At 71.8% G+C, this 26,990-nt stretch carries 21 protein-coding genes and 2 tRNA genes; 14 read left to right on the forward strand and 9 right to left on the reverse strand.

Annotated features, from left to right (window positions below; genetic code table 11):
• Window position 1: 1 nt before the first annotated feature.
• Together ACIBNE_RS08745 and ACIBNE_RS08750 are read right to left on the reverse strand one after the other, a co-directional pair.
• The gene (locus tag ACIBNE_RS08745; protein WP_399270747.1) at window positions 2-1,426 is read right to left on the reverse strand and encodes an FAD-binding oxidoreductase; all 1,425 of its coding nucleotides are present in this window, start codon (window positions 1,424-1,426) and stop codon (window positions 2-4) included.
• A gap of 100 nt (window positions 1,427-1,526) precedes the next feature.
• Window positions 1,527-2,204, reverse strand: coding sequence for a hypothetical protein (locus ACIBNE_RS08750; protein ID WP_399270748.1), 678 nt, complete (start codon window positions 2,202-2,204; stop codon window positions 1,527-1,529).
• A gap of 266 nt (window positions 2,205-2,470) precedes the next feature.
• Between ACIBNE_RS08750 and ACIBNE_RS08755 the strand changes: the two genes are divergently transcribed.
• On the forward strand, window positions 2,471-4,270 hold the full coding sequence (locus ACIBNE_RS08755; protein WP_399270749.1) for a protein kinase: 1,800 nt from the start codon (window positions 2,471-2,473) through the stop codon (window positions 4,268-4,270).
• On the opposite strand, the gene ACIBNE_RS08760 is transcribed toward ACIBNE_RS08755, so the two are convergent.
• Window positions 4,234-5,712 carry an amino acid permease gene (locus tag ACIBNE_RS08760; protein ID WP_399270750.1) on the reverse strand — a complete coding sequence of 493 codons (1,479 nt, stop codon included), beginning with the start codon at window positions 5,710-5,712 and terminating at the stop codon, window positions 4,234-4,236. The two genes, ACIBNE_RS08755 and ACIBNE_RS08760, sit on opposite strands and share 37 nt — an antisense overlap.
• A 172-nt stretch (window positions 5,713-5,884) precedes the next feature.
• Between ACIBNE_RS08760 and ACIBNE_RS08765 the strand changes: the two genes are divergently transcribed.
• Both ACIBNE_RS08765 and ACIBNE_RS08770 read left to right on the forward strand, forming a co-directional pair.
• Window positions 5,885-6,376, forward strand: a complete 492-nt coding sequence (locus tag ACIBNE_RS08765) for a ribose-5-phosphate isomerase (protein ID WP_399270751.1) — start codon at window positions 5,885-5,887, stop codon at window positions 6,374-6,376.
• Window positions 6,377-6,382: 6 nt separating this feature from the next.
• Window positions 6,383-7,192, forward strand: a complete 810-nt coding sequence (locus tag ACIBNE_RS08770) for an Fpg/Nei family DNA glycosylase (protein WP_399270752.1) — start codon at window positions 6,383-6,385, stop codon at window positions 7,190-7,192.
• Between the two features lie 232 nt (window positions 7,193-7,424).
• On the opposite strand, the gene ACIBNE_RS08775 is transcribed toward ACIBNE_RS08770, so the two are convergent.
• Window positions 7,425-8,660: a GNAT family N-acetyltransferase gene (locus ACIBNE_RS08775; protein WP_399270753.1), complete on the reverse strand. Its 1,236-nt coding sequence runs from the start codon at window positions 8,658-8,660 to the stop codon at window positions 7,425-7,427.
• Between the two features lie 106 nt (window positions 8,661-8,766).
• On the opposite strand from ACIBNE_RS08775, the gene ACIBNE_RS08780 reads away from it, so the two are divergent.
• On the forward strand, window positions 8,767-9,912 hold the full coding sequence (locus ACIBNE_RS08780; RefSeq protein ID WP_399270754.1) for a PP2C family protein-serine/threonine phosphatase: 1,146 nt from the start codon (window positions 8,767-8,769) through the stop codon (window positions 9,910-9,912).
• Between the two features lie 24 nt (window positions 9,913-9,936).
• On the opposite strand, the gene ACIBNE_RS08785 is transcribed toward ACIBNE_RS08780, so the two are convergent.
• A complete protein-coding gene (locus tag ACIBNE_RS08785; RefSeq protein WP_399271270.1) occupies window positions 9,937-11,157 on the reverse strand; it encodes a cation:proton antiporter in 1,221 nt (406 codons plus the stop codon).
• A gap of 234 nt (window positions 11,158-11,391) precedes the next feature.
• Between ACIBNE_RS08785 and ACIBNE_RS08790 the strand changes: the two genes are divergently transcribed.
• The 3 genes from ACIBNE_RS08790 to ACIBNE_RS08800 all read left to right on the forward strand — a co-directional run bounded on the left by ACIBNE_RS08790 (window position 11,392) and on the right by ACIBNE_RS08800 (window position 15,121).
• Window positions 11,392-12,252: an ABC transporter ATP-binding protein gene (locus ACIBNE_RS08790; RefSeq protein WP_399270755.1), complete on the forward strand. Its 861-nt coding sequence runs from the start codon at window positions 11,392-11,394 to the stop codon at window positions 12,250-12,252.
• Complete coding sequence (locus tag ACIBNE_RS08795) at window positions 12,252-14,726, forward strand: ABC transporter permease (protein WP_399270756.1); 2,475 nt, start codon at window positions 12,252-12,254, stop codon at window positions 14,724-14,726. The genes ACIBNE_RS08790 and ACIBNE_RS08795 overlap by 1 nt, the downstream gene beginning before the upstream one ends.
• A gap of 200 nt (window positions 14,727-14,926) precedes the next feature.
• Complete coding sequence (locus ACIBNE_RS08800) at window positions 14,927-15,121, forward strand: hypothetical protein (RefSeq protein ID WP_399270757.1); 195 nt, start codon at window positions 14,927-14,929, stop codon at window positions 15,119-15,121.
• Window positions 15,122-15,210: 89 nt separating this feature from the next.
• Here the strand turns inward: ACIBNE_RS08800 and ACIBNE_RS08805 are convergent.
• Window positions 15,211-15,284: transfer RNA gene (locus tag ACIBNE_RS08805), tRNA-Gly, on the reverse strand.
• Window positions 15,285-15,414: 130 nt separating this feature from the next.
• Here ACIBNE_RS08805 and ACIBNE_RS08810 point away from each other — a divergent pair.
• The 6 genes from ACIBNE_RS08810 (at window position 15,415) to ACIBNE_RS08835 (ending at window position 20,509) form a co-directional block, all read left to right on the forward strand.
• Window positions 15,415-15,491, forward strand: a tRNA-Pro gene (locus ACIBNE_RS08810).
• Between the two features lie 126 nt (window positions 15,492-15,617).
• The gene (gene tig / locus ACIBNE_RS08815; protein WP_399270758.1) at window positions 15,618-17,006 is read left to right on the forward strand and encodes a trigger factor; all 1,389 of its coding nucleotides are present in this window, start codon (window positions 15,618-15,620) and stop codon (window positions 17,004-17,006) included.
• A 249-nt stretch (window positions 17,007-17,255) separates the two neighbouring features.
• The gene (locus ACIBNE_RS08820; protein ID WP_399270759.1) at window positions 17,256-17,876 is read left to right on the forward strand and encodes an ATP-dependent Clp protease proteolytic subunit; all 621 of its coding nucleotides are present in this window, start codon (window positions 17,256-17,258) and stop codon (window positions 17,874-17,876) included.
• Between the two features lie 47 nt (window positions 17,877-17,923).
• On the forward strand, window positions 17,924-18,604 hold the full coding sequence (locus ACIBNE_RS08825) for an ATP-dependent Clp protease proteolytic subunit (RefSeq protein ID WP_399270760.1): 681 nt from the start codon (window positions 17,924-17,926) through the stop codon (window positions 18,602-18,604).
• A 147-nt stretch (window positions 18,605-18,751) separates the two neighbouring features.
• Window positions 18,752-20,047, forward strand: a complete 1,296-nt coding sequence (gene clpX, locus ACIBNE_RS08830; protein WP_399270761.1) for an ATP-dependent Clp protease ATP-binding subunit ClpX — start codon at window positions 18,752-18,754, stop codon at window positions 20,045-20,047.
• Between the two features lie 171 nt (window positions 20,048-20,218).
• The gene (locus ACIBNE_RS08835; RefSeq protein ID WP_399270762.1) at window positions 20,219-20,509 is read left to right on the forward strand and encodes a hypothetical protein; all 291 of its coding nucleotides are present in this window, start codon (window positions 20,219-20,221) and stop codon (window positions 20,507-20,509) included.
• 99 nt (window positions 20,510-20,608) lie between these two features.
• On the opposite strand, the gene ACIBNE_RS08840 is transcribed toward ACIBNE_RS08835, so the two are convergent.
• Window positions 20,609-21,574: a hypothetical protein gene (locus tag ACIBNE_RS08840; protein ID WP_399270763.1), complete on the reverse strand. Its 966-nt coding sequence runs from the start codon at window positions 21,572-21,574 to the stop codon at window positions 20,609-20,611.
• A 138-nt stretch (window positions 21,575-21,712) separates the two neighbouring features.
• Here ACIBNE_RS08840 and ACIBNE_RS08845 point away from each other — a divergent pair, with 138 nt between their 5' ends.
• Window positions 21,713-24,334, forward strand: a complete 2,622-nt coding sequence (locus ACIBNE_RS08845) for a valine--tRNA ligase (RefSeq protein WP_399270764.1) — start codon at window positions 21,713-21,715, stop codon at window positions 24,332-24,334.
• A gap of 61 nt (window positions 24,335-24,395) precedes the next feature.
• On the opposite strand, the gene ACIBNE_RS08850 is transcribed toward ACIBNE_RS08845, so the two are convergent.
• Entirely contained in the window at window positions 24,396-25,739 is a 1,344-nt protein-coding gene (locus tag ACIBNE_RS08850; protein ID WP_399270765.1) for a glycosyltransferase, read from the reverse strand.
• 7 nt (window positions 25,740-25,746) lie between these two features.
• A complete protein-coding gene (gene wecB, locus ACIBNE_RS08855) occupies window positions 25,747-26,871 on the reverse strand; it encodes a non-hydrolyzing UDP-N-acetylglucosamine 2-epimerase (RefSeq protein ID WP_399270766.1) in 1,125 nt (374 codons plus the stop codon).
• Window positions 26,872-26,990 lie beyond the last annotated feature (119 nt).

Genomic DNA, 26,990 nt, shown 5'->3' on the forward strand with positions numbered 1-26,990 from the left:
CTCAGGAGCCGCCGGCCCCCGGGCCGATGTTGTAGTTCCGCCTGAAGAGGTTCGCCGGGTCGTACGTCGACTTCAGCCCGGCGAGCCTCTTCCGCGCTTCCGGGCCCCCGTACAGCCCCTCGGTCCCGTGCTCCCCGCCCCCGAACGCGTAGTTCAGCAGCCGTCCCAGCACGTGCGGGGCCAGCCCCGCGAAGACCTCCGCGTGCACCGCCCGTACGGCCGCCGCGTCCGTGCCCTCCAGCGGGGAGAGCACCAGCAGCGAGTAGCGCGCCTCCCGGTGCGGTACGGAGTTGGGCGCCGCGGGCTCCGCCGACAGCGCCCCGCCCAGGTGGTTGATCTTCAGCACGTGCATCGAGCCGGCCCCGGGCCCGGTCAGCTCCAGCGCCCGCACCGCCGCGTCCGGGTCCAGCGCGCCCAGCGCCACGGCGTCGCCGAGGTAGGCGTGCGGGAAGGGCGGGTCGCTGTGCACGGTGTGCGAGTCGGTGTACGGCATCTCGCGCAGCTCGTCGTTCAGTACGGTCCCCAGCGCGCGCAGCGGCGCCACCAGCCGCTCGCCCTCCGCCGCGCTCCCGGTGAACGTCAGGTGCACGGAGACGACGTGGCGCCCGCGCAGGTGCGGCGGGAGGACGGGCAGGTCCGGGTGGACGAGGGAGGAGAGCGTCGAGGAGACCGCGTCGGGCAGCCCCTCGGTCCACGCCAGGTAGCCCCGTACGACCTCCTCGCCGTGCTCGGCCCCGTCGAACCGGAGCATCCCGCCGTACAGCCGGGGGACCTCCACGAGGCCGACCTCGATCGCGGTGACCACGCCGAGGTTGGCGCCGCCGCCCAGCAGCCCCCACCACAGCTCGGGGTCGCTGCCGGGGGTCACGCGCCGCGGCCGCCCGTCGGCGGCCACGAACTCCACCGCCCGCGCGTGGTCCGCGGTGTAGCCGAAGCGCCGCGCCATGATCCCGAGCCCGCCGCCGAGCGTGTACGAGACGGCGCCCACGCTCGGCGCCGAGCCGTTCAGCGGGGCGAGGCCGTGCTCGGCGGCGGCCTCGACGACCCGGCCCCAGCGGGCGCCCGCCTCGATGCGCGCGGTGCGGGTCGCGGGGTCGACGCGCACCGCGTCCATCCGCCGCGTGGAGATCAGCACCCCGCCCTCGCTCGCGCCCGGCAGCCCGTGCCCGGTGGCCTGCACGCCGACGGGCAGGCCGCGCCCGGCGGCGTACGCGACGGCCGCGCGCACCCCTTCGGCGTCGGTGACCGCGAAGACGGCGTCGGGCCGCTGGACGAACCCGGTCTGGAAGCCCGCCAGTTCGTCCGCGTACCCGGCGTCGCCCGCGCGGAGCACCACCGTCCGCCCGTCAGCGTGCTCACTCGTACCGCGCGTGCCCGCCGTGCCGGTCCTGCTGCTCGTGTCGCTCGTGCCGCTGGTGCCGCTCATGGGAAAGCTCCCCGTCCAGGTCGTCGTGCTGTCTGACACGGAGAGCTTCCCGCTCAAACCTGACAGGGTCCGTCAGGTTTACTTCCGTCCGCCGATCCTCCTACCGGTCCTTGCGGGGCCGGGAGGTCCACCAGACCCCGGCGGCGCCGAGCACGAGGAGACCGGCCGCGGCGAGCGCGAGCGGCAGCGTGCCGTCCGGCGCGCCGGTCGACGGCAGCGCGCCCGGCTTCGGCGGTGCGGGCTTCGCGCTCCGGTCGGGTCCGAACGGGACGTTCTCGGTGCCCAGCAGCAGCGGGGTGTCGGGGGCGTTGGGCGTCGGCGACGTCGTACCGAACGCGACCGGGCCCTGCTGCCAGATCAGCTGCTCGGTGGTGCCGACGGTGACGGGCAGACAGATCTTGCCGGTCTTCTTGAGGTCGTACGTCGCCGAGACCGCGTACGAGCGGTCCTTGCCGGCCGCGAGGTTGTCCAGGACGCAGGCGAACCCGCTGTTGGAGCCCTTGGGCAGCCGGGCCCCGGGGATCCGCACGCACCCGTCGACCGCGTCGATCCGCAGCCCGTCGAAGCCGACGACGGAGAGCGTGACCGGGCCGCTGGCCTTCGTGCCGCCGTTGCGGACCTTTGCGTTCAGGGTGGTCTTCCCCGTCTTGTTGTCCACCTCGATCCGCTGCGGCAGCTCGGTGGTGACCTTGAGCCCGGGAGGCGCGGAGGGACCCGGCTTTCCGCCCTGGCCGCTGCCCGGCGCCGGATCGTCGGCCGAGGCCGATCCGAAAGGCACGAAGAGAAGGATCAAAAACGCCGACATTAATGTGGCGACCAACGACCCAATGGGTGACCCAGAACGTTTGCTGTGCATTTCCCAACCCCCTTGTGGCGTCGGATTGCGCCGGTCAGGAAAGGGTTCCACAAGATTCCGTCGAACTATGCTTTCCTCGCGATAAGTTCAGTTGTCTTTCCTGGTCGTGGGGGAATTCTTCGGGTTCCGGGAGGTGGGAGTAAATGCCGGGGCAATTCGATGGACGTGGGCGCGGTGGGGTTCGGGGAATGCTTGTGGCCGACCGTTACAGGCTGGACTCCGCAATTGGCCAGGGAGGAATGGGGAAGGTGTGGCGCGGGGTGGACCGCGTACTGGACCGCGCCGTCGCGATCAAGGAAATGCGGATGGACGGCCTGGACGTGGAGGACAGCCGGATCCGCCGCGAGCGGACCATGCGCGAGGCGCGGGCCACCGCGCGGATCGACCACCCGAACGTGGTGCGCGTCTACGACGTGGTGCAGGAGGGCGACCGGCTGTGGATCGTGATGGAGCTGGTGCGGTCCCGCTCCCTCGAACAGGTCATCGCGGCGGACGGCCCCCGCTCGGTGCGGGAGGCGGCCCGCATCGGCCTCGGGCTGGCGGCCGCGCTGCGGGAGGTGCACGCGGTGGGGGTGCTGCACCGGGACATCAAACCGGGCAACGTCCTGCTGGGCCCGACGGGCCGGGTGGTCCTCACGGACTTCGGCATCGCGGCGATGGAGGACGCGCAGCAGCTGACGGCGGTCGGGATGCTGGTGGGCTCGCCCGACTACATGGCGCCCGAGCGCGTCGGCGGCAGGCCCCAGGGCCCGCCGTCCGACCTCTGGTCGCTCGGCGCGACGCTGTGCGCGGCGCTGGCGGGCAGGTCCCCGTTCTCCCGCGCGACGACCCTCGCCACGCTGCACGCGGTGCTGTACGAGGAGCCGGAGATCCCGGAGGAGGCGGGACCCCTGGCCCCCGTCCTGGCGGCGCTCCTCCTGAAGCCCCCGGAGTCCCGGCCCACGCTGGAAGCGCTGGCGGAGGCGCTGACCCCACTGGCGACCCCACTGGCCGGGGGCCCGTCCCCGGAAGCCCCGGCGCCGCAGCCGCGTTCGGACGCGGACGACCCGGGGGAGCCCGCGCCGGGCCCCGGGGAGCGGGAGGGACCCGCACCCCCGCGCGACCCCGACACCACGCCCCTGACCCCCGCCCGCGAAGCCCCCACCGGACCCGGCGAACCCACCGCCCCCACCGGACCTGCGGCCTCCACCACCCTCACTGGCCCCACCGGACCCGCCGCCCCCAAGCCCCCCGCCCCCGACCCGACCCCCACCCACCCCCTGCGCACTCAATCCCCCCGCCAGCCCCGCCAGCCCCGTCGTCCCCGGCCCCTCCTGACCGCCGCCCTCGCCCTCACCGCCGCAGCCGCGGCCGCCGCCGCCGCCGTCGTGCTGGCCCTCACCGCCGACGACCCGAGCGCTCCCACTCCCGCCTCCACCCCCGAAGCCGGCGCCTCCCGCGCCCCGACCGTCGCGGGCACCGCCCGACCCCCGACCCCGTCCCCGACCCCGTCCTCACCCCCAGCCTCAGCCTCACCCTCACCCCCGGCCTCGACCCCGCCCCCCACCGGCGCGTCGCAGGCGCCAGGCGCCCGCAACGAGACCGGCTTCTCCTGGGCCCCGCCCCCCGGCTGGACCCGCAGCGCCAAGAGCCCGTCCAACGTGCACTACCACTCGCCCGACGGCACAAAAGAGATCGCCGCCTCGTACGCACTCGCACGAGGCGGCGATCTCCTGCCGCAGTGGGAAAACTTCGAACGGGGCTCCCACGACGTCCCCGGCTACCGCAGGATCCGCCTGGAGCGGACCACCTTCCGGGGCGGCCCCGCCATCGTCTGGGAGTACGCCTTCCTCAAGGACGAGCAGGACGCCACCCCCTGGAAGGGCCGCCAGCTGGGCTTCAACTCCGGCGGGAAGTCGTACCAGATCAACATCTGGTACGAGACCGCCACCGAGCCCCTGGCCCTGCGCACCTACGACTTGGTGACGGAGTCCTTCACGCCGCTCTGATCCCCGTCCAGGGGACCGCGACCGGCCCCGGTCCGCTCCCGCACCACCGCGACCACGATGACCAGCGCCGCCACGGCCAGCGAGAGCACCACCTGCTCGCGGGCGTCACCGCCCTGGTAGAGCATGTAGCCGATGACGAAGGTGATCATGCCGATGGTCAGCCACGTCAGGTACGGGAAGAGCCACATCCTCACGACGAGCTTCTCCGGCGACTCGCGCAGGATGATCCCGCGCATCCGCAGCTGCGTGCAGCAGATCACCAGCCACACGAACAGCGCGACCGCGCCGGAGGAGTTCAGCAGGAAGGTGAAGACCGTGTCCTTGAAGGCGTAGTTGAAGTACACCGCGACGAAGCCGAAGGCCACCGACGCGAGGATCGCCGCCGTCGGCACGCCCCGCGCGTTGGCCTTCGCGAACGCCTTCGGCGCGTCGCCGCGCTGGCCGAGCGAGAACGCCATGCGGGAGGCCGTGTACAGGCCGGAGTTCAGACAGGACAGCACGGCCGTCAGCACGATCACGTTCATGACCTGCCCGGCGTGCGGGATGCCGATCGAGTTGAGCGCGGCGACGTACGAGCCGTCCTTCACGATCTCCGGGGAGTCCCACGGCATCAGCGTCAGCACGACGAAGATCGAGCCCAGGTAGAAGACCGCGATGCGCCAGATCACGCTGTTCGTCGCCTTGGTCACGGCCCGCTGCGGGTCCTCGGACTCGCCCGCGGCCAGCGTCACGATCTCGCTGCCCATGAAGGAGAAGACGACCATCAGCACACCGGTCAGGACGGCCCCGTACCCCTTGGGGAAGAAGCCCCCGGAATCGGTCAGGTGGGCGAACCCGGCCCCCGGGTTGTCCGAGCCCGGCAGCACGCCGAACACGGCGAGCAGGCCGATCACCACGAACGCGCCGATCGCCACGACCTTGATCCCGGCGAACCAGAACTCGAACTCGCCGTACGACGAGACGGACGCGAGGTTCGTCGCGGTCAGCACCACCATCACGATGAGCGCCCAGGCCCACTGCGGCACGGCCGGGATCCAGCCCTCCAGGATCACCGCGCCCGCGGTCGCCTCGACGGCCAGCACGACGACCCAGAAGAACCAGTACAGCCAGCCGATGGAGAACCCGGCCCAGCGGCCGAGCGCCTGGTCGGCGTAGGTGGAGAAGGAGCCGGACGTCGGCCGCGCGGCGGCCATCTCACCGAGCATCCGCATCACGAAGACGACCATGACGCCGACGAGCGCGTACGAGAGGAGGATCGCCGGGCCAGCGGCGGCGATGCCGGATCCGGACCCCACGAAGAGGCCGGCCCCGATGACACCGCCGATGGCGATCATGGAGAGGTGACGGTTCTTGAGACCGGCCTGGAGACCGCCGGAAGGCTGCGGATTACCGGGGTCTCCGGCCGTACCGCCTTCCTTCGCAAGGGTGGGCTGCGAGGTCATGGACGATTCCTTACGTGTTCGAGTCGCTCGGGTGACGAGCCCGTACATGGGAACCCGGGACCGGCTTGGGACGAAAGACCCCGTTTCCGGATCGTTGTACGGGGCCCGGCTCCAGGCTGGGGCCCGACCCCGCTGACCGCTACCCGGAGATCGCCGTGCCACACTCGGAACCATGCGCGTGTACCTCGGATCCGACCATGCCGGTTACGAACTCAAGAACCACCTCGTGGAGTGGCTCAAGGCCCACGGCCACGAGCCCGTCGACTGCGGTCCCCACATCTACGACGCCCAGGACGACTACCCGCCGTTCTGCCTGCGCGCCGCCGAGAGGACGGCCGCTGACCCGGAGTCCCTGGGCATCGTGATCGGCGGCTCCGGCAACGGCGAGCAGATCGCCGCGAACAAGGTGAAGGGCGTCAGGGCCGCCCTCGCCTGGAGCGAGCAGACGGCCGCGCTCGGCCGCGAGCACAACGACGCCAACGTCGTCGCGGTCGGCGGCCGGATGCACACCGTCGAGGAGTCGACGAAGTTCATCGAGATCTTCCTGAGCACGCCGTACTCCGGCGAGGAGCGCCACACCCGGCGCATCGAGATGCTCTCGGCGTACGAGACGACCGGCGAGCTGCCCCCGATCCCGGCCCACCACCCGCAGCAGGACGCCTGACGCCCGATGCCTGAAGGGCACACCATCCACCGGCTGGCCGCCGACTACCGGGAACGGTTCGGCGGCCGGCCCGTTCGCGCGAGCAGCCCGCAGGGCAAGTTCGCGGACTCGGCGGCGCTGCTGGACGGCTCGGTCCTGGAGACCACCGAGGCGCACGGCAAGCACCTCTTCCTCGGCTTCCCGCGCGACGAGTGGGTCCACATCCACCTCGGCCTGTTCGGCAAGGTGAACTTCGGCGGGGCGCCCGTGCCGCCGCCCACGGACACGGTCCGGCTGCGGCTCGCCAACCCCGAGGCGTACGTGGACCTGCGCGGACCCACGACGTGCGCGCTGCTCGCGGACGGCGAGAAGGCCGCGATACACGACCGCCTCGGCCCCGATCCGCTGCGCCCGGCCGACGACGGCGAGCGGGCGTGGGCCCGCGTCTCCCGCTCCCGCACGACGGTCGCGGCGCTCCTCATGGACCAGAAGGTCGTCGCGGGCGTCGGCAACGTCTACCGCGCGGAGGTCCTGTTCCGCCACGGCATCGACCCCTACCGCGCGGGGCGCGACCTGACGCGGCGCGAGTGGGACGCGATCTGGACGGACCTGGTGGGGCTGATGGCGGAGGGGGTCCGCCTCAACCGCATCGACACGGTCCGCCCCGAGCACACGCCCGAGGCGATGGGCCGGCCGCCCCGCGTGGACGACCACGGCGGCGAGGTGTACGTCTACCGCCGCGCGAACCTCCCGTGCCTGATCTGCCACACGGAGATCCGCACGGCCCCCCTGGCGGCCCGCAACCTCTTCTGGTGCCCGAGCTGCCAACAACCCTGAGACGGACCGCGGTTCCGCCGCGCGGGCCGTTCCCCGCGCCCCTTTAAGGGGCGCGGGGAACGGCGCGAGGGTGGGGCACACGCGCAACGTACCCACTGCCCCGCAGGGCCCCGCAGGGTTTCGGGAAGGGGCGGGGTGGGGTGCTGCCCGCCGCAGGCGAAAGGCGCCCGCCCCGTGCAACGGGAACCCGCGCCGCCCGGCACCCCGCCCCCCCCCGGGGCGAACGGCTCCGTCAGAAGCCGTGCGGAAGCCAGGGCGCCACGTCGGAACCGAACGCCCGCGCCGTTTCGACGAGCGCCCCCTCCCGAACCTCCCGCACCCGCCCCGCCGCGGCCAGCGACGAGAGCGACACCCCGCCCAGGTACGCCGCCCCCAACTCCCGTACCGACAGGGCGAGGTCCGCCGCGTCGGACGTCCGCTCGCACGACGCCCCCTTCGCGTCCCCGCTCAGCCGCCACCGCCCCGCGTTCCACGGGCAGAACGCGTCCTCGACGTCGAGGACCACGTCCACCGGCGTCCGGTAGGTCCGCGCCTGGAGCGCCGCGCCCAGCTCCACGAGCCGCACGTGCAGCGAGTCCCGCAGCCGCAGCCCGGCCCGCCGCACGTCGGAGACGAGGTGCTGCACCGCGTCGTCCGACGGCCGGTTCCGCGCGGAGACCCGGGCCGTCAGGTCGACCGAGCACAGGAAGCGCCACAGCGCCGCGTACCCCGCCGGGTCGAGCGCGTCGAGGTCCGAGACCTGCACCGTGCCGTCGGGCGAGCCCAGCGCCCACTCGGGCTTCACGGAGTACAGCGCGTACCCCACGACCTCCCCGTCCCGCTCCGCGAGCACGCACTGGAGCGGCGACGCGCCCCCGCGCTCGCCCGGCGGGTCGAGGAAGGGCAGCGCCTCCCAGCCCGGCGTGCGGGCGAACGCCCCGGGGCGCCGCGCCACCTGCCGCGCGTACACCTCCTCGGTCGCCGCGCGCACCGCCGGATCGCCCGGGTCCGCGTACCGCACGCGCACCGCGTCGGTGCCGTCGGGCACGTTCAGCCGGGTGCGCACGGTGTCGATCTCCACGTACATCTGCTGCGTGGCGATCCCGTACCCGAAGCGCCCGTAGATCGCGGGCTCGGACGCGGTCAGCACGGCCACCGACTCGCCGCGCTCGCGCACGTCGTCGAGCTGGCGCCGCATCATCGAGGTGAGCAGTCCGCGCCGCCGGTGCGTCGCCGCGACGCCCACCATCGTCACTCCGGCGACGGGCAGCAGCGCCCCGCCGGGCACGGTCATCCGGAAGGAGAAGGCCCCGGCCGTCGCGACGCACTCGGCGCCGTCCCAGACGCCGAGCGAGCGCTCGGGCTCGGTCAGCGCCTCCCAGAGCTCCTTCTCCTCGTCGGCCTCGGGCACCCCGCCGAAGGCGCGCTCCAGCGTGGCGTACCACGGCTTCCATTCGGACGGCTCCAGCACCCGCAGCTCTGTTGTCATATGCCATCCCTATCAGGGGGTACGTAGATGAAGCGACCCGATTTCGAACGCAATGTCTCGGGGGTACCCCTGCACGGACGGCCTAGGGGTGGATAAGGTCCCCGCAATGGCCAAAGGTGCTGCGACAGACTCCTTCAAGGCCCGGACGCGCAGGGCGCTGCACCGGGCCCGCGTCGCCGTGCGCAAGTCCGGGGTCGACTACTTCAGGGGCGACGGCTCCGACTGGATCGCGTTCGCCGGGCTGCTGCTGACGATCCCGGCGATCACCCTGGCCACCCTCGCGACGCCCGTGTGGTGCGCGCCCACCGCGCTCGTCCTGCCGATCGTCGCGGGCGGACTGCTGCTGCGCCCGGCCAGCCTGCTGGGCCTGTACGCGGCGGCCGCGGTCGCGCTCATCGTGGAGTCGGTCAAGCTCGGCCCGTACACCGAAGGGGCGCCGACGGTCACCCCCGGCACGGTGCTGACCGTCGCGGCCTGCGGCTTCTTCGGGCTGCTCATCGCGCAGTTCAGGGCGCGCGTCGGGGTGCCCTGGCGGCGCGGCGGCACCATGCTGTTCGACCTGCGCGAACGCATCAGGGTGCAGAGCGCGCTGCCCAGGCTGCCCGGCGCCTGGCACCGCGAGATGGCGCTGCGCCCGGCGGGCGGGCAGTCGTTCTCCGGGGACTTCGTGGTGGCGGCCAGGACGAACGGCGGACGCACCCTGGAGGTCGTCCTCACCGACGTGTCGGGCAAGGGCATGGACGCGGCCTCCCGCGCGCTGCTGCTGTCCGGGGCCTTCGGCGGGCTGCTCGGCTCGCTGCCGCCGCACGGCTTCCTGCCCGCGGCCAACGGCTATCTGCTGCGCCAGGACTGGGACGAGGGCTTCGCCACCTCGATCCACCTGGTCCTCGACCTGGAGTCGGGGGACTACGAACTGCTCTCGGCCGGCCACCTGCCCGCGCTCCAACTGCACGCGGGCAGCGGCCGCTGGGAGGAGATGGACGCCGAGGGTCCGCTGCTCGGGGTGTACGACGGGGCGGAGTTCCACCCGGTCAAGGGCACCCTGCGCCCCGGCGACGTGCTGATGCTGTTCACCGACGGCCTGGTCGAGGCCGCCGACCGGGACATCGCCGAGGGCATCGACCGGCTCACGGGCGAGGCCGACCGCTATGTGGCGACCGGATTCGAGGGGGCGGCCTGGCACCTGATCGAGGCGTGCGCCAAGGACGTCAACGACGACCGCGCGCTGCTCCTGATCAGCCGCCGGGCCTGATCCCCCCGTTCGCCGCCCGCCGCGTCAACCGACGGAGGTCACTTCGCCGGTACGGGTGGATTGCGGAGCACCCGTGTCCGAACCGTCGCCCCCGTCGCCCCCGCCGTCCCGGCCGCCCGGCAGCAGCCGCGCCAGCCAGTGCGCGCGCCCGGCGGCCAGCGGCCCGAGCACCGCGAGGATCAGGACGTACCCGGCGATGAAGGGCGAGAGCCTGGAGTCGAGGCCCGCGCCCGCCGCCATGGTCGCCAGGATCAGCGCGAACTCGCCGCGCGCCAGCAGCGTCGTCGAGATGTTCGCGGCGGGCCCCGCCCCGAAGCCGTACACCCGCGCGGCGGCGAGCCCCGCCAGCACGTTCATCGCGAGCGTCACGGCCACCGCGGCGAGCACCGGCCAGAGCACGACGGGCAGGTCGCCCGGGTCGATGGAGAGGCCGAACGCGAAGAAGAAGATCGCGCCGAACGCGTCCCGCAGCGGGTGGACCAGCGTGCGGATCCGGTCGCCCGACGCCGTGCTGCCGAGCATCAGGCCGACCATGAACGCGCCGATCGCGTCCGCGACGCCGAACCACTCCGAGACCCCGGCGACGAAGACGGCCGCGCCGAGGAAGGAGATGACGAGCAGCTCGTCGTCCTTGGTGTTGATGAGGCGGCTCACGACCCGGGTGCCGTAGCGGGCCGCGAGCGCGAGCAGCAGCAGGAAGCCGAACGCCTTGCCCGCGTCGAGCACGGCGGCCGAGAGGCTGTCGGCGCCGGAGAGGATCGGCTGGAGGGCGGCGAGGTAGAGCGCCAGGAAGACGTCCTCGACCACGATGATGCCGAGGACGGGTCTGGTCTCGGGGTTGCCGAGCCGCCCCAGGTCGACCAGGACCTTGGTGACGATCGCGGACGAGGAGATGCCGAGCACCCCGGCGAGCACCAGCGCCTCGGAGGTCCCCCAGCCCATCGCGAAGCCGAAGGCGAGGCCCGCGCCGACGTTCAGCGCGAGGTAGGCGCCGCCGGCGAGCGCCATCTTGCGGCCGCCGGTCCTGAGGTCGTCGAGGTGGAACTCCAGGCCCAGGTAGAAGAGGAGCAGGACCAGGCCGAGCGCGGAGAGCATCTCCAGCTCGTGCGGGTCGGAGACGAGCACGATCCCGGGCGTGTGGGGGCCGAGGAGGATCCCGGCCAGGATGAAGAGCGGGATGGTCGGCAGGCCGATGCGGCCGCCGAGACGGGCGAGGAAGGCGGCGGCGAGGAAGGCGCCGCCCATGGCGATGAGGGTGTCCGCGTGTCCGATGGGCCTGTTCCTCCTGTACGTCAAGAGAGGGTCAAGGGAGCGTCAAGAAGACGTCAGTAATTAGTTTACCGAATGATTTACGGAAGAACGATGGTGGGGTTTCCCCCACCATGAACAGGGAAGCGCGCGCCATGGTCCGCGTACCCCCCGGATCCGTAGCGTCTAAGCCATCGACCAGCACGAACGGCTAAAAGGGGAACGGACACCATGGGGCTGCGACGCGGCAAGCGGAACCGGAACGACGGAGCGGACCAGTACGGCGGCACCGCCGGATCCGGCCACCCCACCGCCGCCGTCGAACTGCGCGGCGTCCGCCGCCAGTACGGCAGGGGAGGCTCCGCCGTCCACGCCCTGCGCGGCATCGACCTCGTCCTCGAACGCGGCAGCTTCACCGCCGTGATGGGCCCCTCCGGCTCCGGCAAGTCCACCTTCCTCCAGTGCGCCGCCGGCCTCGACCAGCCCACCGCCGGATCCGTCCGCCTCGGCGGCACCGAGATCACCGGCATGAACGAGAACCGGCTCACCGAACTGCGCCGCACCCGGCTCGGCTTCGTCTTCCAGGCGTTCAACCTGCTGCCCTCGCTCACCGTCGAGCAGAACGTCCTGCTCCCGATGCGCCTCGCGGGACAGCGGCCCGACAGGCGCCGCGCCGCCGAAGTCCTCGGCCAGGTCGGACTCGGCGACAAGGGCGGGCGCCGCCCCGCCGAACTCTCCGGCGGCCAGCAGCAGCGCGTCGCCCTCGCCCGCGCCCTCGTCACCCGGCCCGACGTGATCTTCGGCGACGAGCCCACCGGCGCCCTCGACACCACCACGGCCGGCGAGGTCCTCGCCCTGCTCAGGAACGCCGTCGACGCCCTCGGCGCCACCGTCGTCATGGTCACCCACGACCCCGTCGCCGCCACCTACGCCGACCGCGTCCTGTTCCTCGCCGACGGCCAGATCGCCGACAGCCTGCCGCGCACCACCGCCGACCAGGTCGCCGCCCGCATGGCCGCCCTCACCGCGCGCTTCGCGGCCCCCTCCGCCGCCCACGCCCACCCCCACACCTACGCCGGAGCGGCAGCCTGATGTTCCTCCCCAACGGCCTGGCCCGCGCGGCGGTCCGCTTCAAGCCCTCCGCGTTCGTCGGCACGTTCGTGGCCCTGTTCCTCACCTCGACGATCGTCGCCGCCTGCGGCATCCTCCTGGAGACCGGCATACGCGCCACCGCCCCCGCGGGCCGCTACGCCGCCGCGCCCGTGGTGGCCGCCGCCGACCAGCAGGCGCACTACACGACCGGCTCGGGCGAGGACAGGACCGAGATGTCCGTCCCGTACGGCGACAAGGCCCGCCTCGACAGCGCGGTGGTCGCCAAGGCCGCGGCCGTCGAAGGCGCCGCCCGCGCCGTCCCCGACATCGCGTTCCCCATCACCCTCGTCAGCCGCGGCGGCGCCCCGCTCACCGCCCACAACTGGGCCTCCACCGCCTTCACCGGCGAGCGCGCCCAGCACGGCACCCCGCCCCGCACCGGCGAGATCGCCCTCCCCGCCGCCACCGGCGCCAAGACCGGCGACCGCGTCCGCGTCGACACGCCCACCGGCGTCCGCACCCTGCGCGTCGCCGCCCTCACCGGCTCCGACGCCGCCCACTTCGCCGACGCCGACGCCGCCCGCGTCTCCGGCCACCCCCGCCAGATCGACGCCGTCGCCGTCCTCCCCGAGCCCGGCACCGGCGCCAAGACCCTCGCCGACCGCGTCGAGAAGGCGCTCAAGGGCACCGGCGCCAAGGTGTACGAGGGGAAGGACCGCGGCACCGTCGGCGAGCCCGCCCTCGCCTCCGCCAAGGAACTCCTGACCGGCATCGGCGGCTCCTTCGGCGGCATCGCCGCCATGGTCGCCGTCTTCACCGCGGCGGGCACCGTCGCCCTCTCCGTCGGCCAGCGCGCCCGGGAGTTCGCCCTCCTGCGGGCCATCGGCGCCACCCCGCGCCAGCTGCGCCGCTCCATCGCCACCGAGGCCCTGCTCGTCGCGCCCCTCGCGGGCGCGCTGGGCAGCCTGCCCGGCATCGCCCTGGCCACCTGGTGGTTCGGCCAGCTCCGCGACAAGGGCGCGATCCCCGGCACCGTCGACCTCACGGTCTCCGCCCTCCCGCCCCTGGCCGCCACCGCGGCGGCCGTCCTCACCGCCCTCCTCGCCGGGTTCTGCGCCGCCCGCCGCCCCGCCAGGACCAAGCCGGGCCAGGCCCTCGCGGAGTCCGCCGTGGAACGCCGTACGACCGGCTGGGTCCGCACCGGCTTCGGCGTCGCCGCCCTCGTCGGCGGCACCGTCTTCGCGGGCGTCGCCGCCCAGGAGACCGGCGAGGACGCCGCCAACGCCGCGCTCGGCGTCGTCATGCTCTACATGCTCGCCGTCGCCCTCCTCGGCCCGCTGATCGCCCGCCTGTGCGCCGGACTCTTCGGCCTGCCCCTGCGCGGCGGCGGGGCCTCCGCCTCGCTCGCCGCCGCCAACTCCCGCAGCAACTCCCGCCGCCTCGCCTCCGCGATCACCCCGATCGTGCTCGCCATGGCCTTCTCCTCCACCCTCGTCTTCATGCACTCCAGCGAGGAGCGGGCCCGCGAGAACCAGCAGCGCGAGGGCATCACGGCCGACCGCGTCGTCACGGGCGCCCTCACCTCCGACGCCACCGCCCGCGCGGCCGACACGCCCGGCGTCACCGCCGCGGTCGGACTGCTGCGCACCTCCGTGGTCGCGCCCTCGATCAGCGTCGGGGAACGGGGCCTCCAGACCAGGAGCGCCCAGGGCTTCACCGGCACGGCCGCCGACCTGGCCCGGGTCCAGGACCTGGGCGTCGGCAAGGGCTCCCTCACCGCCCTGACCCCCGGCTCCCGCACGGTCGCCATCGGCGACAACCTCGCCGACGCCGCCCGCGTCTCGGTCGGCGACCGCATCGAGCTCCACCTCCCCGACGGCACCGAGGCGGCCCCGCGCGTCGTCGCCGTCTACAGCAGGAGCCTCGGCCTCGCCGAGGTCACCCTCCCCGCGGCCGACCTCGCGGCGCACGTCACCGACCCCCGCCCCACCGAGGTCCTGGTCCGTGCCGACGAGCCCGAGGCCCTGGAGGCCCTCGCCGGGCCCGGCGTCACCGTCACCACCCCGGCCGGCCACGCCGCCGCCGAGGACACCCAGCGCGAGGTCGGCGCCTGGGCCAACACCGTGATGGCCGCGGTGCTCGGCGGGTTCGCCGCGGTCGCCGCCGCCAACACCCTGGTCATGACGGTCCTCGACCGCCGCCGCGAGCTGGCCATGCTCCGCCTCGTCGGCTCCACCCGCCGCCAGGTGCTGCGCATGGTCCGCTGGGAGGCCCTGCTGGTCGCCGCCGCCGGCATCCTCATCGGCACCGGCATCGCGATGGCCACCCTGGTCCCGATGATGAAGGGCCTCACCGGCGAAGCCCCCTACGTGCCACCGGTGTTGTACGGCTCCTTCGCCGCGGCCGTCGTCCTCCTCGGCCTCGCCGCGACCGCCCTCCCCGCCAGGGCGGCACTGCGCGCCCCGCGCGGCTGAAAGCCCCGGGGCGGCGCCCCGCACGACGCCCGGGTCCCCCAAGGACCCGGGCGTCACCCGTGTTTGGCAATATCAGGACACGTCATCCCGTCACCGTGCAGCCGGAGAGGGCCAGTTGATGGCACGATGGTCCCCGCGGGAGCGTGCCGCGCGGTGCGCGCCCGGCCGACGACGTGTACCGATCGAGGGTGTGATCAGTTGTGGCCATTTCACTGTCCGCGGTGGTGTTGCTGGCGGTCATCCTCGTGGTGCTGATCCGCAGCGGCTCGCTGAAGGCGGGACCCGCCGTCGCCGCGGTCCTCTTCGGCTTCTTCCTCGCTTCGAGCGGAATGGCGCCGACCATAAACAACTTCCTCGACCAGGTGGCCGACACCATCAGCGAGATCAAGTTCTAGCCGGACAGCCGGACGCTCGGACCCCGGACGGTCGGAAAAGACTTCGGGGCCGGTCCGGAGGCGAACCTCCGGACCGGCCCCGAGCCGAATGGAGCGGGCGACGGGAATCGAACCCGCGTAGCTAGTTTGGAAGACTAGGGCTCTACCATTGAGCTACGCCCGCACGCAGTGCACCGCAGGTCAGCGCGACCGCGGCACGAAGAGCATCCTAGCGGGTCGCACCCGCTCCCCGCACACCCCGTAAATGGGGCCGACTCACTCCCTGAGGGCATGTACCCTACGTGTCGCACCGACGGGGTGTGGCGCAGCTTGGTAGCGCGTCCGCTTTGGGAGCGGAAGGCCGTGGGTTCAAATCCCGCCACCCCGACCAGCCGATCTTGTCAGCAAGATCGCATTGTGGGTCTCCTCCTGCTTGCCGTTACTATGCAAGCTGCGTGCCCGTGTGTCTCTGAACCGGGCAGAATCCCAGAAGTCAGCCCACCAAGGAGACCGAACCGTGAAGAGCGCCGTGGAGACCCTGAACCCGACTCGGGTTCGGCTCACTGTTGAGGTGCCCTTCGAGGAGCTCAAGGACAGCCTCGACGCGGCGTACAAGAAGATCAACCAGCAGGTCACGGTGAAGGGCTTCCGCAAGGGCAAGATCCCGGCCCGCGTCATCGACCAGCGGTTCGGCCGTGGTGCTGTGCTGGAGGAGGCCGTCAACGACGCGCTCCCGAAGTTCTACACCGAGGCCGTCAACGAGGGTGAGCTCAACGTCCTCGGCCAGCCCGAGGTCGACATCAAGGAGCTGAAGGACGGCGAGCTGCTCTCCTTCACCGCCGAGGTCGACATCCGCCCGACCATCGAGATCCCGGACTACTCCGGCATCGAGGTCGAGGTCGACGCCGTCGAGGTCAAGGACGAGGACGTCGAGAAGGCCGTCGAGGACCTGCGGGCCCGCTTCGCCTCCACCAACCCGGTCGAGCGCGCCGCGGCCGACGGTGACGTCGTCACCATCGACCTGCAGGCCAAGGTCGACGGCGAGGTCCTGGAGGACGGCGTCGCCGAGGGCGTCTCGTACACCATCGGCTCCGGCGAGCTGCTCGACGGCATCGACGAGGCCGTCAAGGGCCTGGAGGCCGGTGGCGAGGCCACCTTCACCTCGCAGCTGAAGGGCGGCTCCGCCGAGGGCAAGGACGCGGAGGTCACCGTCAAGGTCACCGCCGTCGCCGCCCGCGAACTGCCCGAGCTGGACGACGAGTTCGCCCAGCTGGCGTCGGAGTTCGACACCCTCGACGAGCTGAAGGCCGACAGCCGCAAGCGCCTCGAGAACATGAAGCAGTACGAGCAGGCGACCCAGGCGCAGGAGCGCGTCCTGGACGAGCTGCTGAAGCTGGTCGAGGTCCCGATGCCCGAGAAGCTCCTCGAGGACGAGATCCGCACCCGCAAGCACAACCTGGAGCACCACCAGCTCGGCCAGATGGGCCTCGACCTCGCGAAGTACCTGGAGATCCAGGGCAAGACCGAGGAGGAGTTCGACGCCGAGACCAAGGAGCAGGCCGAGAAGGGCATCAAGACCCAGTTCATCCTGGACGAGCTGGTCTCCAAGGAGAAGCTGAACGTGAACCAGGAGGAGCTCACCGAGCACCTCATGCGCCGCGCGCAGTCCTCCGGCATGTCCCCCGACCAGTTCGCCCAGGCGGTCGTCGAGGGCGGCCAGGTCCCGATGCTCGTCGGTGAGGTCGCCCGCGGCAAGGCGCTCGCCGTCGTCGTCGAGGCCGCCACGGTCAAGGACACCAACGGCGAGGTCGTCGACCTCGAGGACGACGAGGACGAGGCCGCCGAGACGGTCGAGGCCGCCGAGTCCGACGACAAGGCCGCCGAGGCCGAGAAGTCCGAGGCCTGAGCCGAGGTTCCCACCTCGCTCTGAGCCCCGAGCTCGCACGAGGGGCCCGGACGCACACCGTGTGTCCGGGCCCCTCGCCCATACCACGGATCCGGGCCCCCTTGCGCTCCCAGCGAACAGTTCGGGAAGCGGGATGGCGTTGTCCCACCTGCGCGTTAGGGTCCATGAGTAGGAGGGCAGGGGAGTACCCGCCCTCCCGTACAAAGACGCTGAGACGGCCGGAGCCGTCAGAGACGAGCAGGTGGATACGTGACGAATCTGATGCCTTACGTCGCCGGTGACCCGTCCCTCGGTGGCGGCCTCGGCGACCAGGTCTACAGCCGGCTGCTCAACGACCGCATCATTTTCCTCGGCCAGCAGGTCGACGACGAGATCGCCAACAAGATCACCGCCCAGATGCTCCTCCTCGCCGCCGCGGACTCGGAGAAGGACATCTACCTGTACATCAACAGCCCCGGTGGCTCGGTGACGGCGGGCATGGCGGTCTACGACACCATGCAGTACATCCCGAACGACGTGGTGACCATCGGCATGGGCATGGCTGCCTCGATGGGCCAGTTCCTGCTGACCGGCGGCACCCCCGGCAAGCGCTTCGCGCTGCCGAACACCGACATCCTGATGCACCAGGGCTCCGCCGGCATCGGCGGCACGGCCTCGGACATCAAGATCCAGGCCGAGTACCTGCTGCGTACGAAGAAGCGCATGGCCGAGATCACCGCCCGGCACTCCGGTCAGACCGTCGAGGCCATCATCCGCGACGGCGACCGCGACCGCTGGTACACCGCGGAGGAGGCCAAGGAGTACGGCCTCATCGACGAGATCATCAGTGCCGCTTCGGGCGTTCCCGGCGGCGGCGGCACCGGCGCCTGAGCCCTGCCGCCCGTACTTCCCCGCCCACTGAACGCCACGCCACCAGGATGGTGAACACCCACATGACCACCCCGAACTTCTCCGCGAGCGGCCTCTACACGGGCCCCCAGGTGGACAACCGCTACATCGTGCCGCGCTTCGTCGAGCGCACCTCGCAGGGCGTCCGCGAGTACGACCCGTACGCGAAGCTCTTCGAAGAGCGCGTGATCTTCCTCGGTGTGCAGATCGACGACGCGTCGGCCAACGACGTGATGGCGCAGCTGCTCTGCCTGGAGTCGATGGACCCGGACCGCGACATCTCGGTCTACATCAACAGCCCCGGCGGCTCGATGACCGCGCTGACGGCCATCTACGACACGATGCAGTTCGTGAAGCCGGACATCCAGACGGTCTGCATGGGCCAGGCCGCGTCCGCCGCCTCGGTCCTGCTCGCCGCCGGCACGCCCGGCAAGCGGATGGCCCTGCCGAACGCCCGCGTCCTGATCCACCAGCCCTCGGGCGGCACCGGCCGCGAGCAGCTCTCCGACCTGGAGATCGCGGCCAACGAGATCATGCGCATGCGCGCCCAGCTGGAAGACATGCTGGCCAAGCACTCGACGACGCCGATCGAGAAGATCCGCGACGACATCGAGCGCGACAAGATCCTGACGGCCGAGGACGCCCTCGCGTACGGCCTGATCGACCAGATCGTCTCCACCCGCAAGACCACGGCCGCCGCGGCCGCCTGACGCCGGTCCGTCCCCTTGGCGCGGTGCACGTCAAAGTGAACCGTGCCAAGGGGGGCCCGTACGGGGGGCCAGGCAAGGTACCGTCAGATATGAGGCACCAGGAGTCGGCTGTACCAAGGCCGCTCCCAGGCGAAGGGGAAGCACCTCGTGGCACGCATCGGTGATGGCGGCGACCTGCTCAAGTGCTCGTTCTGCGGAAAGAGCCAGAAGCAGGTGAAGAAGCTCATCGCGGGCCCCGGTGTGTACATCTGCGACGAGTGCATCGACCTCTGCAACGAGATCATCGAGGAAGAGCTCGCGGAGACGAGCGAGGTGCGCTGGGAGGAGCTTCCCAAGCCTCGCGAGATCTACGAATTCCTGGAGGGCTACGTGGTGGGCCAGGAGCCCGCCAAGAAGGCCCTCTCGGTCGCGGTGTACAACCACTACAAGCGCGTCCAGGCCGGCGAGAACGGTGGCGGTGCGGGTCGCGAGGACGCGATCGAGCTCGCCAAGTCCAACATCCTCCTGCTGGGCCCCACGGGCTCCGGCAAGACGCTCCTCGCGCAGACGCTCGCGCGCATGCTGAACGTCCCGTTCGCGATCGCCGACGCGACCGCGCTCACGGAGGCGGGCTACGTCGGCGAGGACGTCGAGAACATCCTGCTCAAGCTGATCCAGGCGGCCGACTACGACGTCAAGAAGGCCGAGACCGGGATCATCTACATCGACGAGATCGACAAGGTCGCCCGTAAGAGCGAAAACCCGTCGATCACCCGCGACGTGAGCGGCGAGGGCGTCCAGCAGGCCCTGCTGAAGATCCTGGAGGGCACCACGGCCTCCGTACCGCCGCAGGGCGGCCGGAAGCATCCGCACCAGGAGTTCATCCAGATCGACACGACGAACGTGCTGTTCATCGTGGGCGGGGCCTTCGCGGGCCTGGAGAAGCTCATCGAGTCGCGCGCGGGCGCGAAGGGCATCGGCTTCGGCGCGACGATCCGCTCCAAGCGGGAGATCGAGGCGAGCGACCAGTTCCAGGAGGTCATGCCGGAGGACCTGGTGAAGTTCGGGATGATCCCGGAGTTCATCGGCCGCCTCCCCGTGCTGACGAGCGTGCACAACCTCGACCGCGAGGCGCTGCTGAAGATCCTGGTCGAGCCGCGCAACGCGCTGGTGAAGCAGTACCAGCGGCTCTTCGAACTCGACGGCGTCGAGCTGGACTTCGACCGCCCGGCGCTGGAGGCCATCGCCGACCAGGCGATCCTGCGCGGCACGGGCGCGCGCGGCCTGCGCGCGATCATGGAGGAGGTCCTCCAGTCGGTGATGTACGAGGTCCCGTCCCGCAAGGACGTGGCGCGCGTGGTCATCACGGCGGACGTCGTCCGCGACAACGTGAACCCGACGCTGGTGCCGCGCGAGCCGCGCAGCATCGGCAAGAACGACGGCCGCCACGAGAAGTCCGCGTAGGCGGCCGCAGACCGCGAGGCACGCGAAAGGGGGCCCGACCGCAGCGATGCGGCCGGGCCCCCTTTGTTTCGCCAGCCACTCCAGTTGGCTTAAAAGATCTTGTGTCTCGGTGTCGACCTGGGGTTTCGTTGTGCGCGTTGTGTTTTTTGAGCTTTGCACGAGGGGAAAAAGATGAGGGCGATCAAGCCTGTCCGACTGCTGGCGGCAACCGGTGTCGCTGCGGCCGCGATCATTGCACAGGTCGGAATGGCGGCTCCGGCGTCGGCCATGTATTCCGGGTGCATGAACTATGTCAAGAGCAGCGGCTACATCGACGGTCCCAAGGTGTACAACGCTTGCGCCAACAAGGCGACGAAGCTTGGTTTCCAGTGGATCCCCAATCAGGCGTGTGTGAGGGGGCTCATCAACATTCGCGTGTCGGGGTCGGTGGCCATGGCGGCTTGTGAGCGCGCCCACGGCTGATCCGGATCACTTCCTCCCGCTCTTCCTGCGAGAGGAACGGAAGAAGGGGCCCGACCGCGCGATGCGGTCGGGCCCCCCTTTCATGTGGGATCCTTCGTATCAGGCCTTCTGGCGCGAGGAGTTGTACGCCTTGGCGGTTAGCTCGGCCACCTCGTCCTGGGACACGCCGCCCCCCGTGGCCATCTTGGCCATGTCGACCACGGTCACCACCGCGTAGGTGCTGTAGTCGGCCCAGGCACAGGCCGAGATCTTGATCTCCTTGGGGCCGCCGGGAGTGACGGGCTCGCCCTTGGCGCTGCTCATCTTGAATTCCTGGCACTTCATGAGAGCGCCGGAGAAGCCCGAGGGGGTGACGGCCTTGGGGCTGCCGACCCGCTCCATCTTGACGCCCTGGTCCTTGCTCTTGTCCTCGTCGATCTTGTTGAACGACGCGTCGATGACCTTGGCGGGGTCCGTGACGTCGCCCCAGACGCCCTGGAGGTTCAGGGCCTTGCCGGTGAGGGGGTTGCTGGGGTCAGGAGTGCCCGCGGCGTAGCTCGCGCCGACCGACACGGGGTTCTTGACGCCGAGCTCCTCGGCTTTCTTCTTCTCCTCGGACGACATGGGCGCGGACTTGTCCCCGGACGCGTCCTTCTTGAATTCGCCGATCGTCGCCGCGGGGGCCAGCTTGTAGCCCTTGGTGCTGTCCGCGACGTCGCTGTTGCTGGCGCCGCCCCCGTTGCCCAAGAGGAAGTACGCGCCGCCGCCGACGACCGCGAGGGCCACCACGACCGCGCCGATGATCAGGCCCGTCTTCTTCTTGGGGGCCGGGGCCGGCGGGGGGAAGCCGGGGGCGCCGTACTGGGGCTGCTGGCCGTAGGGGGCGGGCTGCTGGGGCTGGCTCCAGCCCTGCTGCGGGGCGCCCTGCGGGGCCTGCTGGGGGTAGCCGTAGCCAGGCTGGCCCTGCGGGGGCTGCTGGCCGTACGGGTTCGGCTGGCCGCCGCCGTACGGGCCAGGCTGCTGGCCGTAGGGGCCGGGCTGCTGGGGCTGCTGGCCGCCGTACGGGCCTGGCTGGTTGTAGCTCATGTTCTGGGTTCCCCCTCCAGGGATTCGTGCGTAGCGAACATCCTCGCGGAAACGGCCGAATCTTGGCGAGGCGGGGGTCACACCGTTACCGAACATTCCCGTTTCAGTACCGGCCCGTGACACCCCTAAACTGGGCCCGTGACCGAGAACACTCAGCAGACGCCAGCCAGTGACCCCGAACTGCCGACCCAGTACGCGCCGGCCGAGGTAGAGGGGAAGCTGTACGCGCGCTGGGTGGACCGGGGGTACTTCACCGCCGACGCGACCAGTGACAAGCCCCCGTACACCATCGTCATCCCGCCGCCGAACGTCACCGGCGCGCTCCACCTGGGCCACGCCTTCCAGGTCACGCTCATGGACGCGCTGACCCGCCGCAAGCGCATGCAGGGCTTCGAGACCCTGTGGCTGCCCGGCATGGACCACGCGGGCATCGCGACCCAGAACAAGGTCGAGCAGCAGCTCGCCGAGGAGGGCAAGTCCCGGCACGACCTCGGCCGGGAGGAGTTCACCGAGCGCGTCTGGCAGTGGAAGGACGAGTACGGCGGCCGGATCCTGGGCCAGCTGAAGCGCCTGGGCGCCGGTCTCGACTGGTCCCGCGAGCGCTTCACCATGGACGAGGGCCTGTCCCACGCCGTTCAGACGATCTTCAAGAAGCTCTACGACGACGAGCTGATCTACCGCGCCGAGCGGATCATCAACTGGTGTCCGCGCTGTCTCACCGCGATCTCCGACATCGAGGTCGACTACCAGGACGACGACGGCGAGCTGGTCTCGCTGAAGTACGGCGAGGGCGACGAGACCGTCGTCGTCGCGACCACCCGCGTCGAGACGATGCTGGGCGACACGGCCGTCGCCGTCCACCCCGACGACGAGCGGTACGCGCACCTCATCGGCAAGCGGATCAAGCTGCCGCTGACCGACCGGACCATCCCGGTCGTCGCCGACACGCACGTCGACCCGGAGTTCGGCACCGGCGCCGTCAAGGTGACGCCCGCCCACGACCCGAACGACTTCGCGATCGGCCAGCGGCACGGCCTGGAGTCCATGACGATCATGGACGAGCGCGGTGTCATCACGGTCCCGGGACCCTTCCAGGGCCTGGACCGCTTCGAGGCGCGCTCCACCATCGTCGCCGCCCTGCGCGAGCAGGGCCGGGTCGTCGCGGAGAAGCGCCCCTACGTCCACTCCGTCGGGCACTGCTCGCGCTGCAAGACCACCGTCGAGCCGCGCCTCTCCCTCCAGTGGTGGGTCAAGGTCGAGCCGCTCGCCAAGGCCGCGGGCGACGCGGTCCGCGACGACCGGGTCGCGCTGCACCCCAAGGAGATGGAGAAGCGGTACTTCGACTGGGTCGACAACCTCAACGACTGGTGCATCTCGCGCCAGCTGTGGTGGGGCCACCGCATCCCCGTCTGGTACGGCCCGAACGGCGAGGTCGTCTGCGTCGGACCCGACGACGAGGCGCCCACCGGCGAGGGCTGGGTCCAGGACGAGGACGTCCTCGACACCTGGTTCTCCTCCGGCCTGTGGCCGTTCTCCACGCTCGGCTGGCCCGAGGAGACCCCGGACCTGGAGAAGTTCTACTCCACCGACGTCCTGCTCACCGGCCACGACATCATCTTCTTCTGGGTCGTCCGGATGATGATGTTCGGCCTGTACGCGATGGACGGCGAGGTCCCCTTCAAGACCGTCGCCCTGACCGGCCTGGTCCGGGACGAGTTCGGCAAGAAGATGTCGAAGTCGAACCCGAACGCCGTCGACCCGATCGACTGGATGGACGCCTACGGCTCCGACGCCGTGCGCTTCACCCTGGCCAAGGGCGCCAACCCCGGCGCGGACGTGCCGATCGGCGAGGACTGGGTCCAGGCGTCCCGGAACTTCGCCAACAAGATCTGGAACGCGACGCGCTTCGCGATGATGAACGGCGCCACGATCGAGGGGCCGCTGCCGGACGCCGCCGAGATGTCGGCGACCGACCGCTGGATCCTGTCGCGCCTCAACGAGACGGTCGCGCAGGTCGACGCGTACTACGAGGACTTCCAGTTCGCCAAGTTGAGCGAGTCGCTCTACCACTTCGCGTGGGACGAGGTCTTCGCCTGGTACGTCGAGCTGTCGAAGACGACGTTCTTCGCGGGCGGCGAGGGCGCGAAGGTCTCCGGGCGGGTCCTCGGCGAGGTGCTGGACGTCATGCTGCGCCTGCTGCACCCGATCGTCCCGTTCGTCACCGAGACGCTGTGGACCACGCTCACCGGCCGGGAGACCCTGGTCACCGCCGAGTGGCCGAAGGACTCCGGCTTCCGGGACGGGGCCGCCGAGCGCGAGATCGAGCTGGTCCAGCAGGTCGTCACCGAGGTCCGGCGCTTCCGCAAGGAGCAGGGGCTCAACGACGGTCAGAAGGTCCCGGCCCGCCTCACGCTCGACGGCACGGCGCTCGTCGCGCACGAGGCCGCGATCCGGCAGCTGCTGCGGCTCCAGCCGGAGGGCGAGGCGTTCAGCGCGACCGCGTCGCTGCCGGTCGCCGGGGCGAAGGTCGAGCTGGACCTGTCCGGCACGATCGACGTGGCCGCGGAGCGCAAGCGGCTCGCGAAGGACCTCGCCGCGGCGGAGAAGGAGAAGGCGCAGGCGGTCGGGAAGCTCGGGAACGAGGCGTTCCTGGCGAAGGCGCCGGACAACGTGGTCGAGAAGATCCGGGGGCGGCTCGCGAAGGCGGAGGCCGACATCGAGCGGATCTCCGCGCAGATCGCGAACCTGCCGTCCGCCTAGGCGCGTACGGGAAGGGGCCCCGGACCGGTACTGGTCCGGGGCCCCTTCCCGTACGTCCCGTTCACGCCTCCTTGGCCACCGGCCCCGCGCCGGTGGCCTCCGCGTTCCTGCGGGTCTTCGCCCAGCCGTTGCGGCCCCGCAGCATGCGGGCGAAGCCCCGGGTCGACGCCAGGAACAGGTGGTAGGCGTACAGCCACAGCGCCAGGCCCCACAGGAGCGCGACCAGGCGGGAGCGGTTCGGGGCGTAGTCGCGGCGGTACACCGGGCCCCACAGCAGGAACGGGACGATCGAGGCCGCCGCCAGCCCCAGGAGCAGGGGCCACGCCTCGAACGGGGCCGCGAGGTCACCGTGCAGGACCACCAGCGCCAGCATGACCACCGTCAGCAGCAGCGTCGCCAGGTGCGCGAGCGGCTGGAAGAAGGTGTAGAGGGTCTCCAGGACGCCCCGCCCCCGGTAGTGCCGGGAGCCGGTGATCCGGCCCGCGTACCGCACGCACTGGAGGTTGCCCTGGGCCCAGCGGGTGCGCTGGGTGAGGAAGCGGCGCAGGTGCGGCAGGCCCTCCTGGGAGACCCAGGTGTCCGTGAGGTGGCTGATGCGGTAGCCGCCCAGGATCATGTGGACGCCCAGCTCGTAGTCCTCCAGGAGCGCGTCCCGCTGCCAGGGGCGGCGCTCCGCGTCCGCGATGCGGTCGAGCGCGGTGAGGCGGGTGAACTGGCCGTTGCCGCCCAGGCCCACCGAGCCCGTACGGCCGCGCAGCAGCTGCATCGCCGCGTTGGAGACCGCGAACTCCATGTCCTGCATGCGGATCAGGAGCCGGGCGAACGCGTTGCGGACCCGGCCCCTGTCGGGCAGCGGGCGCGGGTCCTCCACGTTGCGCATCCGCACCGAGACCTGGACGCCGCCGGTCTCGGGGTCGCCGAAGCCCGCCGTACCGCTGACGAAGGGCAGCGCGCCGGGGGAGAGGTGGCCGTCCGCGTCGACCACGCAGACGATCACCCGGGCGCGGTCGGTGCCAGCCGGGAGGTACTCGTCGAGCCGGGCGTACGCGGCGTTCAGCGCGGCGCCCTTGCCGACGCGGGCGTTCGGCAGGCGGCGGCTGACCAGGTGCACGCGCGGGTCGTCCTCGGCGAGCGCCGCGACGATCGCGCCGGTGCGGTCCTCGCTCGCGTCGTCGATGACCCAGACGTGGCCGGTGGGGAAGTCGGTGCGCAGCCGGGCGACCGTGGTGGCGACGACGGTCTCCTCGTCGCGGCACGGCACGAAGAAGTGCCAGGCGAAGGCGGCCGGGTCGGCGGTGGGCGAGGGGCGGCGGCGGGTGTAGGCGTGGCGGGCCCCGGCCCAGTACAGCAGGAAGCAGACCAGCAGGGCGTACGGGAAGGTCAGCAGCAGGAGTGCGGTCGTCATGGGGCGCTCAGGCCGCCGCGTGCGCGGGCGCGGTGAGGTCGGCGAGCAGTTCGGCGATCCGCCGCGACGCGGTGCCGTCGCCGAACGGGCTCCGCTGGGCCTCAAGCCGGCGCAGCCCGAGCCTGCCCTCCGCGAGGCGCGCGCGGGCCGCCCGGCCCAACTCGGGCCCGGGGGAGACCAGTTCGGCGAAGGTGCCCATGGCCTCCGGGCGTTCGGTGGAGCGGCGCACGACGACGAGGGGGCGGCCCAGGACGGTGGTCTCCTCCTGGACGCCGCCGGAGTCGGAGACGAGCAGCGCGGCGTGCCGGGCCAGGGCCAGGAACTCGCCGTAGCCGAGCGGGGCGAGGACCGTGAGGCCCGCGAGGAGCGGGGCGAGCCCTTCGGCCTCGACGCGGGCGCGGGTGCGCGGGTGGAGCGGGAGCACGACGGGCAGGTCGGCGGCGACGGCGGCCAGCTCGGTGAGCACGGCGCCGAGCGCGGCCGGGTCGTCGGTGTTCTCCGGGCGGTGCACGGTGGCCAGGACGTAGCCGTCGGGCGTGAGGCCGTGGCGCTCCAGGAGCGCGCGGCGCTCGTCGGCGCCGGGCAGCTGCTGCTGGACGGCCTCCACGACGGTGTTGCCGGTCAGCTCGATGCGCGCCGGTGAGATGCCCTCGGCGAGCAGGTTGGCGCGGTTGTCGGGGGTCGCGGCGCAGAGCAGGTCGGCGAGCCGGTCGATGAGGACCCGGTTGTGCTCCTCGGGCATGCGCCGGTCGTGGCTGCGCAGCCCGGCCTCGATGTGGACGAGCGGGATGGAGCGGGCGTTGGCGGCGAGCGCGCCGGACAGCGCGGCGTTGGTGTCGCCCTGCACGACGACGGCGTGCGGCCGGTCGGCGGCGAACAGCGCGTCGAGCGCGCCCAGCGCGGTGGCGATCTGCCCGGCGCGCGGTGAGCCGCCGACGCCGGTCAGGAACTCGGGCTCGGGCAGGCCCAGCTCGGTGAGGAAGCGGCCCGAGAGCTCGTCGTCGTAGTGCTGTCCGGTGTGGATGACGCGGGCGGCGGGGCCCAGGATGCGGATCAGCTCGGCGAGCTTGACCAGCTCGGGGCGGGTGCCGAGGACGACGGCGACGCTGCGGGGCGGCAGGGGGGAGGGCAACGGGGGCTCCGGATCGTGCGGGCCCGGCCGGGCGCCGGCGGGGCGGGCCTGCCGGGTCGGTGGGGGCTGTGAGGCACAGCAGCCTGCCGGGGGCGGGTAGCGGGGGCGGATGGAGGACG

The organism is Streptomyces sp. NPDC050504 (assembly GCF_044458065.1).
GTDB lineage: Bacteria > Actinomycetota > Actinomycetes > Streptomycetales > Streptomycetaceae > Streptomyces.